9 protein-coding genes are annotated in these 8,830 nt (G+C 66.8%); 4 read left to right on the top strand and 5 right to left on the bottom strand.

Features of this window, described 5'->3' with window-relative positions; translation table 11 throughout:
- Positions 1-221 precede the first annotated feature (221 nt).
- Both AC27IO_RS17250 and sctN read left to right on the top strand, forming a co-directional pair.
- On the top strand, positions 222-422 hold the full coding sequence (locus tag AC27IO_RS17250; RefSeq protein ID WP_498739863.1) for a hypothetical protein: 201 nt from the start codon (positions 222-224) through the stop codon (positions 420-422).
- A complete protein-coding gene (sctN, locus tag AC27IO_RS17245) occupies positions 415-1,737 on the top strand; it encodes a type III secretion system ATPase SctN (protein WP_284406600.1) in 1,323 nt (440 codons plus the stop codon). Before AC27IO_RS17250 ends, sctN begins: the two co-directional genes overlap by 8 nt.
- Before the next feature lie 34 nt (positions 1,738-1,771).
- Here sctN and AC27IO_RS17240 read toward each other — a convergent pair whose 3' ends face one another.
- Complete coding sequence (locus tag AC27IO_RS17240) at positions 1,772-2,500, bottom strand: metal-dependent hydrolase (protein WP_284431033.1); 729 nt, start codon at positions 2,498-2,500, stop codon at positions 1,772-1,774.
- Positions 2,497-3,156 carry a hypothetical protein gene (locus AC27IO_RS17235; protein ID WP_498739861.1) on the bottom strand — a complete coding sequence of 220 codons (660 nt, stop codon included), beginning with the start codon at positions 3,154-3,156 and terminating at the stop codon, positions 2,497-2,499. Before AC27IO_RS17235 ends, AC27IO_RS17240 begins: the two co-directional genes overlap by 4 nt.
- 294 nt (positions 3,157-3,450) lie before the next feature.
- On the opposite strand from AC27IO_RS17235, the gene AC27IO_RS17230 reads away from it, so the two are divergent.
- Positions 3,451-4,914: a leucine-rich repeat domain-containing protein gene (locus AC27IO_RS17230; RefSeq protein ID WP_284431031.1), complete on the top strand. Its 1,464-nt coding sequence runs from the start codon at positions 3,451-3,453 to the stop codon at positions 4,912-4,914.
- 150 nt (positions 4,915-5,064) lie between these two features.
- Here AC27IO_RS17230 and AC27IO_RS17225 read toward each other — a convergent pair whose 3' ends face one another.
- Together AC27IO_RS17225 and AC27IO_RS17220 are read right to left on the bottom strand one after the other, a co-directional pair.
- The gene (locus tag AC27IO_RS17225) at positions 5,065-7,230 is read right to left on the bottom strand and encodes a hypothetical protein (protein WP_498739859.1); all 2,166 of its coding nucleotides are present in this window, start codon (positions 7,228-7,230) and stop codon (positions 5,065-5,067) included.
- Positions 7,231-7,279: 49 nt separating this feature from the next.
- Positions 7,280-7,735: a hypothetical protein gene (locus AC27IO_RS17220; RefSeq protein ID WP_284431029.1), complete on the bottom strand. Its 456-nt coding sequence runs from the start codon at positions 7,733-7,735 to the stop codon at positions 7,280-7,282.
- Between the two features lie 128 nt (positions 7,736-7,863).
- On the opposite strand from AC27IO_RS17220, the gene AC27IO_RS17215 reads away from it, so the two are divergent.
- A complete protein-coding gene (locus tag AC27IO_RS17215) occupies positions 7,864-7,998 on the top strand; it encodes a hypothetical protein (RefSeq protein ID WP_498739857.1) in 135 nt (44 codons plus the stop codon).
- Here the strand turns inward: AC27IO_RS17215 and AC27IO_RS17210 are convergent.
- The coding region (locus AC27IO_RS17210) for a pectate lyase (protein ID WP_498739855.1) at positions 7,988-8,830 on the bottom strand (843 nt) is incomplete at its 5' end. The genes AC27IO_RS17215 and AC27IO_RS17210 overlap by 11 nt on opposite strands.

Here is an 8,830-nt window from a genome sequence, read left to right as displayed (position 1 = left end):
TGGAGCGAGCGAGGCAATGCGAGCTGAAGCGAGCGGAAGCGAGAGGAGCGAAGCGGAAGCGAGCGGAAGCGGAAGCGGAAGCGGAGCGGAAGCGGAAGCGGAAGCGGAAGCGGAAGCGGGAAGCGGAAGGCGGAAGCGGGAGGCGGAAGCGGAGGCGGGAGGCGGAGTCGGAGGCGGAGGAGCCTCTCGTAGCCGAGGACCCGCTGGACACCGGAGAGTCGGTGCCCGAGCAAACCCTGGCATCCGTTGCACCGCCTCTGGCCCAGAGGGCAGACGACTCGCCCAACTGGTTCTCATCCGCCAAGCCGTTGCACAACGACGACGATGCGGTGGACTGGCTCGAAACCCTGGACCCGATGAGCGGGACTGCCGGCGACGGCGATGACGATGACGATGACGACGAGGAAAAGCACCATGCTTGAAGTCTCCGGACTGCCCCAATGGATGGAGCAGGAAATTGCCTCGGCGACCATCGTTCGCCGCAGTGGCAAGGTCGTCGAGGTGATCGGCACCTTGATGCGCGTGACCGGCCTGGACGCCAAGCTCGGCGAGCTGTGCCATGTGCTCGATGAAAGCGGTGGCCTGCTGCAGGCCGCCGAAGTGATCGGCTTTGCCAACGGCCAGAGCATCCTGTCACCGTTCGGATCGATCCTCGGCGTGCGGGGCGGCTCGGCGGTGGTCGGCCTGGGCGAGGTGCTGTCCGTCCCGGTGGGACCCAAGCTGCTGGGCCGGGTGATCGACAGCCTGGGCCAGCCCATCGATGGCAAGGGTCCGCTCGATTGCCTCGAGCGGCGCCCGGTGTTCGCCCTTCCGCCCACGCCGATGGAGCGGGAAATGATCGAGCACCCCTTGCCCACCGGCGTGAAGGCCATCGATGCCCTGCTCACCCTGGGCGAAGGCCAGCGCATGGGCATCTTCGCGCCGGCGGGGGTTGGCAAGAGCACGTTGATGGGCATGCTGGCGCGTGGCACGGAGTGCGACATCAGCGTGATCGCGCTCATCGGCGAGCGAGGCCGCGAAGTGCGCGAATTCGTCGAGTTCATTCTGGGTGAAGAAGGCATGGCGCGGTCCGTGGTGGTGTGCGCCACCTCCGATCGGTCGTCCAGCGAACGCGCCAAGGCAGCCCATGTGGCCACCGCCGTGGCCGAGTACTACCGGGACCAGGGCTTGAAGGTACTGCTCATGATGGACTCGCTCACGCGCTTCGCCCGCGCTCAGCGGGAAATCGGCCTGGCTGCGGGCGAGCCCCCTGCGCGGCGCGGCTTCCCGCCCTCGGTGTTCGCCGAGATCCCCCGTCTGCTGGAGCGGGCCGGCATGGGTGCGGTGGGCTCGATCACGGCGCTGTACACCATTCTTTACGAGGACGAGAGCGGTGGCGACCCGATCTCCGAAGAAGTGCGAGGCATTCTGGACGGCCACATGATCCTGTCACGCAAGATCGCGGCCCGCAACCAGTACCCGGCCATCGACGTGCTGGGCAGCCTGAGCCGCGTGATGTCGCAGATCGTGCCCAAGGACCATCAGCAGGCGGGCGGACACTTTCGCCGCCTCATGGCGAAATACGACGAGATCGAACCGCTGGTGCAGATGGGGGAATACAAGCCCGGCAACGATGCGCTCGCGGACGAGGCCATGCAGAAAATGCCCCAGATCCTGGATTTCCTGAACCAGGCCACATCGGATCTCTGGGATTTCGACCGATCGGTGGGCACCTTGGCACACGTGGCCAACGGCTGACCCCACGGCCCGCCAGCCGGGATCCGGCCAACGGTCAGGCCAGGCGGCGGGGCAAGAGACCGGCGAGCGAAGCGATGGCCATGCGGCCCACGCCGGGCGCCGTGCGCCATGCGAACCGCGCTGCCTGCCCCAGCAGGCCCAGCGGGCGCACGTGGCCGTCAACCATGTCCCGCCACAACAGCCCCGTCAGCAGGCGCGACAGATCGATGCCGAGGTACAGCGCCGCCAGCGCCAGGCATGCCACACGCCGGACATGGCCAATACCGAACGCGCGGGCCACATCGGAGGCCACATGGCGATGCCCCACCTCTTCCTCGCAATGCCAGCGCCACATCCGCGCCTCACGGCCATCGCCCTGCAGCCAGGCCGTTCCCTGCAGCACCTGCGCTGAGAGCAGCGCAGTCAGGTGCTCGAACGCCTCGGCCAGCGCCAGGCGTGTCGGCAGCGGCAGACCGGCCAGGTCCTGGACCGCCGCCGCGACCCGCCCCTCCAATTTGGATACCGGCACGCCGGTCTGCGCCAGGCGCTCGTTGTAACGGCGGTGCGCTCGCTGGTGGGTGGCTTCTTCCCGCACGAAGCGCAGGGCCTCGTCACGCAGTGCGGGAGCCGAGACGCCTTGCCCGCCGTCGGCCTGGAGCGCATCGGAGATGGCATCGATCACGAAGGCTTCGCCGGACGGCAGCAACAGCGACAGGGCGTCGAAGAACCGCGTGCGGAACATGTCTCCATTCCAGGGCACCACACGGGCTTGCGTAGCGCTCAAAGCAGCGCTCCGGCCCAGTGCGTGGCACGTCGCAGCACCGCAAACGGCAGGATGCGCCACAGCGGCCATGCCGCCGCGAGCGGCACGGTGCCACGCAGCAGAACGCCGTGGTCCAGCGATTCCGCATGCGGGAAGTAGTCCGGCCGCACGCCGACGATCTCGCGAAAGCCCTTGCGATGGTAGTACCGCAGCTGGGCATCGGCCGGCAGGCCGCCGCGGCGCGAATGCACATAGGTTTCCGCATCGGGCGCAAGCCCTTCCTGCAAGGCCCGGCGCAATCCGGGCACTGGCGATCCCAGATAGATGTCGCGCCAGCCATGCCGAAGCGCATGGGGCCAGAAGAACCGGATCAACTGGCAGGCCGCTTCCGGGTCCACGCTGGTCAGGCTGATCCCGAAGAGGCTGCGGCCAGGCTTCGCGCCGACCGGTTGTCCTGCGCAATCGTGCCAGGACCGGGCGGCCACCAACGCCTCGCGGCAGGCCGGCTTCATGAAGAGCGACGCCAGCGCCTCTCCTGTTTTCGGGCAGAACGCACCCACGCACAGATCGGGATGGGCCAGGATGCGACTGCGCAGAGCCGCTTCGTCGGCGGCTTGCTCCGGCGTCCATTGCCGGGCTTCCAGGCGCAGCAATTGCGGAATGTCGTCCAGCCCCAAAAACCGCGCACGGGGCCTGCTCGCCACCCGAGCAATGCCCTGGGGCGCCATGGCTGGCGAACGCACGCTGCGCGACGGCATCCAGGAGCCCGCCGGCGCAGCGCGCCGAATCTGCATATCGAAAGACATGGGGTCGGATGATCGCCAGCCCGTATGAAAGGCTGATGACACCCCGTGCAATCGGCCACCGCTGGCCTGGCCCGCTCGCTTGTCGGTCGATCGCTTCGCATGCCGGCTGCCTGCGCTGGGTATGGCTGCCTACCCTGGAGGCATCCCGATCAACGCGAGAACGCCATGAACAGCCTTATCCTGAAAAGCCCCCCTACAGAACTGCGCCCGGTAGCGGGCGGCCTCTTCGCCTGGCTGAGCGCCAAGGCCTCCAGCGCCCATCGCCTGCGCCGCGCATCGTCCCATCGCATGGGTGGCGCGTCCTTGGCGCCTGCCGCAAAGCAAGCAGCCGCCCGGCCGGCCGAGCACCCCGTGCGGGACCTGTCCGAGGGGCAGGCTGGCGTGCCGGTGGTGCGTGGCACACAGGGCCTGCTCGACATCTGCGAGGACGGACTTTTCCCCGGGTTGCGCAAGATGGTGCTGCGGGGTGAGTTCAGCGACGCGGATCTGCAGCACCTGCCCGGGTCGCTTGAGGAGCTGGAACTGCTGCATTGCAAAGGCATCAGTTCCGCAGGCCTTGCACAACTTTGCCAGTTGGATCTGCGCTCGCTCACGGCCCGCCATCTTCACATCGATGCGCAAGGCGCCGCGATCCTCGCAGGCCATCCCACGCTGCGCTGCCTGGACCTCAGCCATAACCCGATTGGCGATGAAGGCGCTCGCGCGCTGGCTCGAAACCCCGGCGTGCAAACGTTGCGGCTGAACGACTGCGGCATTGGCAATGCGGGCGCCACCGCCCTGGCCGCCAACCCCCACCTTCAGGTGTTGGAGCTGCGCAGCAACCCAACGTTGGGCGCCGAAGGCATCCGCGCCCTGGCCCGCAGCCACGGCATGCGTTCGCTCGACCTGAGCGACAACCGGCTGCGCGACCCGGCCATTGCCCCGCTGGGCAGCAACCGCAGCCTGACCCACCTGGTACTGGGCGGCAACCTGATCGGCGAAGACGGTGCCCGCAGCCTGGCGGCACACCCGTTCCTGGAATCGCTGAACATGCAACGCAACCGGATCGGGGACCAGGGCGCTGGCGCTCTGGCGCGCATGCCACGTTTGCACACACTGGTGGCATCGGGCAACGGCATCGGCACGGCCGGTGCGCAAGCCCTGGCACAGCACACCGCCCTGACCACCTTGGACCTGCGCCACAACCCGATTGGCGATGCAGGTGCCCAGGCGCTGGCCGACGCCCCGTCCCTCGTCTGCCTGGATGTGGGCAGTTGCCAGGTGGGCAATGCCGGCGCGTGCGCATTGGGCCGCTCCCGCACGCTGACGCGCCTGGTCCTGCGCAACGACATGGCCGGCACCGTGCAGATCACGGAAGCCGGCGCTTGCGCCCTGGCGGCCAGCACCTGCCTGACCGAACTCGATCTGGAGGGCCACCAGATCGGCTCCGGCGGTGCCCGGGCCCTGGCGGCCAATCCCCGCCTGCAGAAGCTGAATCTGGCCCGCAACCGGATCGGCGAGTCGGGCGCGCATGCGTTGGCTGGCAACCGCACGCTGGCATCGCTGGACCTGTGGAGCAACCCGTTTTCCGAGCGGGGAAACCGCGCGTATGCGCAAACGCATCGCGCATTGATGACGGCCCTCGGTTGAGGAACTCCGGCAGCGCCGGATCAACCGAAGGCTCCTGCCGCAAAGCCAGGGCAGGGCCCGGCCGTTGAGGCATGCCTGCTTCGGCTTGGCGTGCAGTCCGATGGTCGGGCAGGCAACAGTTGCCAGCCCGCAGGGCCCCCACTCCCTCACTCAATCGGATTTGGGCTTGACCCAATGGGTCAGTTCATCCCGGTGCTGCAGGGTGCGAAGGGTCTGATCGACCATTCCCTGGATTTGCGCGATCTCGCCTCGGTGGATACCAGCGCCAGCCGCACCGCCTCGCAACAGCTGCTGAGCGATCTGCAGGTCGGCCAATTCCGGCTTGCTGGCGTCCCGTAGTCCAGCCAGCGTGTCAATCGCCGCACTGAGGTACATCGCGTCATCGCCCCCCTGCTCGGAAATCACGCCCTGCAGCTCTTCAGCCAGGGCCACCAAACCATTCTGCGCGTGATACGCCGCATTTGACAGCCGTACCAGCTTGTTGTCTCGCCACTTGTCCAGGGAGTCCGTCAGGCTGTGCGATGCACCGCCCAGGTACTCCTTGCTCGCCTGCCAGACAAAATCGTTGGAGGAGCTCTGGCCAGCCTGCTGCAGCATGTAGCCCTGCGATCGCAGGGATTCGCCTGGCAAGGCGGAATTGGAGCCGCCCCGCCCCAATTGCCCGACCAAGGCGCCGATGCCGGTCGAGGCAACGCCCGCCATCACATTGGACGCCAGCGACCGGCCCATGTCGCTGATCCGGGCACGAACGTCGTCGCCATTGGGCAACCATGATCCGCTGGTGCGCCAGGGGCCGACCCAAAAGTGCTGCGTCAATGCCAGCGTTTCCTTGGCCACCTCCGCTCCATAGCCAGGCAACCCTTTGATGTCGGCCAGCCCCGCCGCTGGCAACCCGGGCTGGGGCAAGCTTCTGGCAAACACGTTGGCCTTTCGCGTTCCTCCGGCGAAATCATCCAGATTCGCATAGGCCACCGACTTGCCCATGCCCAATGCCAGTTTGGTCATGCCCCCTCCGAGCCCCGAAGCCCATAGCGAGTGCGCGAACACCAAGGCGGGATTGGTGAACGCGTAGATCGGCATCACCTGCCGGCGCAGCACATTGAAGCCCGCCGTCATCAGCGGCTGGGCCAATACCCCCCACTGTTTGCCATCCAGTGCCGCCTGCAGCGCGGTCACCGACTTGCGCCGCAGGTCCGCCTGGGCCTTCAGCTCGTTCATCGTGGGCAAATGCCGCGGACCACCGAGCGAGTCTGCCGTCACCGGCCTCCAGAACTCCTTGCATTTTTTCACCATCCGGATCTGTACCGGGCAAGGGTCGGGGACCAGCACGTGAGGATCGATGGCCTTGAACTGGGGAAAGTTGGCCAAGGCCGCTCGCCGGTCCATGGCCGACAGCAACGTGGTATCAACCATGTGCGCGGTGAGCCCCCCGAGGGTGCCGCCTGCGAGCGCCGGGTCGTATTGGTTGCTCAACTCTCCGATGTTCACCGATTGGCCTTCGGCGTTCAGGCCCGAGCGTGGACCGATCGCGGTGGCCATCGCATTGGTGGCAGGCGAACGCGCCATCGAACTCAACAACTGCCGCCCAAAGTCGTACCCTGCAGGCAAGGCCGCATCGCCAGCCCGCAGCGAGTAGCCCTCGGCCCCGGCAGCCTCCTGCGCATTGGCATGCTGCCGGGCCCATTCCTCGTACACTGCCGCCATTTCGCGCTGCTGCTCGTTTTCTGTGCGAAACGGTATGTTACGCAGGAAGGCCACCAAGCGGTCGCCCGCGGACAGAGCGGTACGGTCTGAGGTCGGGGGGTCGACCACCACATGCGGCATGCTGGCCTCCAGATCCACCCTGTCGACGGCGATGTCTTGCACCGGCGCCTGCACATCGGCCGCCTGGGCCGTCGCGGGCTCTGGCGTCTGGCCTCGCCATCCCACCTGTCCCGCCAGGGCATGGGCGCCGGTCCATGCAGCCCCCACGCCTTGCGCCATGCGCCACCCACCCGACTGCAAGGTCTGGCCAATGGTCTCCATCCAGCTGCGGGAGGTCCCGGCATTGGCAAGGCTTTCATTCGGAGATGGCATGTCGATGGCGACGTAGCTTCCGGACGCCGACGGGGAGTTGGTGCTCCGTTCGGGCAACACTGTCCGGCGCACCGGAGTGGCCGACTCGGTGGTGCCTGGCGTGGCGCGCGGGCTCAAGCCCTGGTGCTCGAGCGTTTGCGTCGGGGGCCGCTCGGTCGTGTGGCTGGCGGCCGTGGTGTTGGCATCGGTCCGATGGGGGATGGTCCGGATGCTGCGGCCAGTGATGTTCGGGTGGTCCATGGGAGTGTCCTTGGGTCCAGAAGTTCGTGAAACGGAGAGTCCGCCGGTCTCAAGCCGAGGACGGCGCTGGCGCGGGTTCGTCCAGCAGTGCCTGAAGCACACTGGCCCCGATGCCGTTGAGCATGTCCATGGCGGTGGCCGCGTCTTGAGGCGCCTCGATCCAGGACAGCGAACTGAGCTGCAGCATGCCCTCAGCGGATGCTCCCAGATACCAGCCAAACTCCTTCAGGACCACGGCCTGCAGCGTCAAAAGCTTCAAGACCTCCGGGCCGGCAAGCTCTTGCGCCGCGACCGGCAGCAGCACTTCGGGCAGCACCGCGGCATGCTCGGGGTGCAAGTGGAAACGGCCGGCCAAGCCGGCCGGCCCGCTGATGACCCGCGGGGCCACCAGGAGAAGGCCGTCTTCCGCCCGCAGGCCGATGTGCACGGCCAACTGGGTCAGGAAATCGATCTGGGCGCGCGTCGCGGCCTCGGGCACGCGGGCAACGGTGGATGGGGCGCTCATGGGAGTGTCCTATGACGAATTGAGTGGGGGGTGTGGGAGAGAAATCAGGGCACGGAGGTGGCACCGACGGAAAGACATTGCACTGCCGCTGCTGCTGAAAACGAGGCAGCAGGCCGTGTGGCGGCGGGATGCGCCGCACGCAGGCGCAGCGGCTGGCAGGGCAGGCGAACGCCTGCATGCACCAGCCGCTGTGGCCAAGCAAGGCCGGAAGATCCGCTGGCATGGCGCAGCAGACTTCCAGCCTCTTTTTCATCAGCCTGTGAAGGCCTTCGTACCGCGGTTTTCCGCACCTTCCACCTTGGTGGCTGCGGGTGCGAGCACATCGTGGGGCGCGCCAACGATGTCGTTGTTGGCCAGCTTGATGTTGGCCTGCGTCGCGTCGGTACGCACCACGGCTTCCTTGACGTTCCTGATCGTCGAGTTGGTGATCGAGATGTCGGTCGCGAAGTCCTTGCCACCGTTGGTGCGGACCAGCTTGCTGGTGCCATCGAAGAAGGAGTTGTCGATGGAGAAGGCGCCGCCGTGGTTGAGCTGGAACGTCTTGTCGGTGGCGTTCGATGCGCCGCCGTTCTTGAACACCACGTCGCCTTCGCCCTTCTTCGTCATGAAGTCCTCGCCCACATCGCGTCCGAACACGCCGTCGATGGTGGCATTGCCCATGGTGTGAATGCCATCTGCGCCCGAAATCTGCACATTCTTCAGGGTCGCACCGGGTTCCAGCACGAACAGCGGTTTCTGGCCTTCGCCTTGTCCACCATCTCCCAGGGCAGGGCCGGCCTTGAGATGCATCATCTTGCCGTATTCCTTCAGGCCATCGAAGGTTTCCCCAGCCTTCACGACGATGGTTTCGTTCTGGATCTTCTCGGCGTCATACGGCGGAATGCTCGTCACCTTGCCGGCAGAGCCAGAACCGGTGGTGGAGGGGGTCTCGGAAGGTTTGGTGCCGGTAGACGGACCTGTCGTGGAAGGCTTGTCGGTGGAAGGCTTTTCCGTACCGCCGCCATCACCCACTGGAGGCTTCGTACCGCCGCCATCACCAGAAGGCTTCGTGCCGCCGCCACCACCAGCAGAAGGTTGCGTGCCGCCGCCACCACC

This window comes from Acidovorax sp. KNOB132, assembly GCF_057541515.1.
Note: the sequence above shows the minus strand (reverse complement) of the source record. Positions and strands in the feature narration are given on the sequence as shown.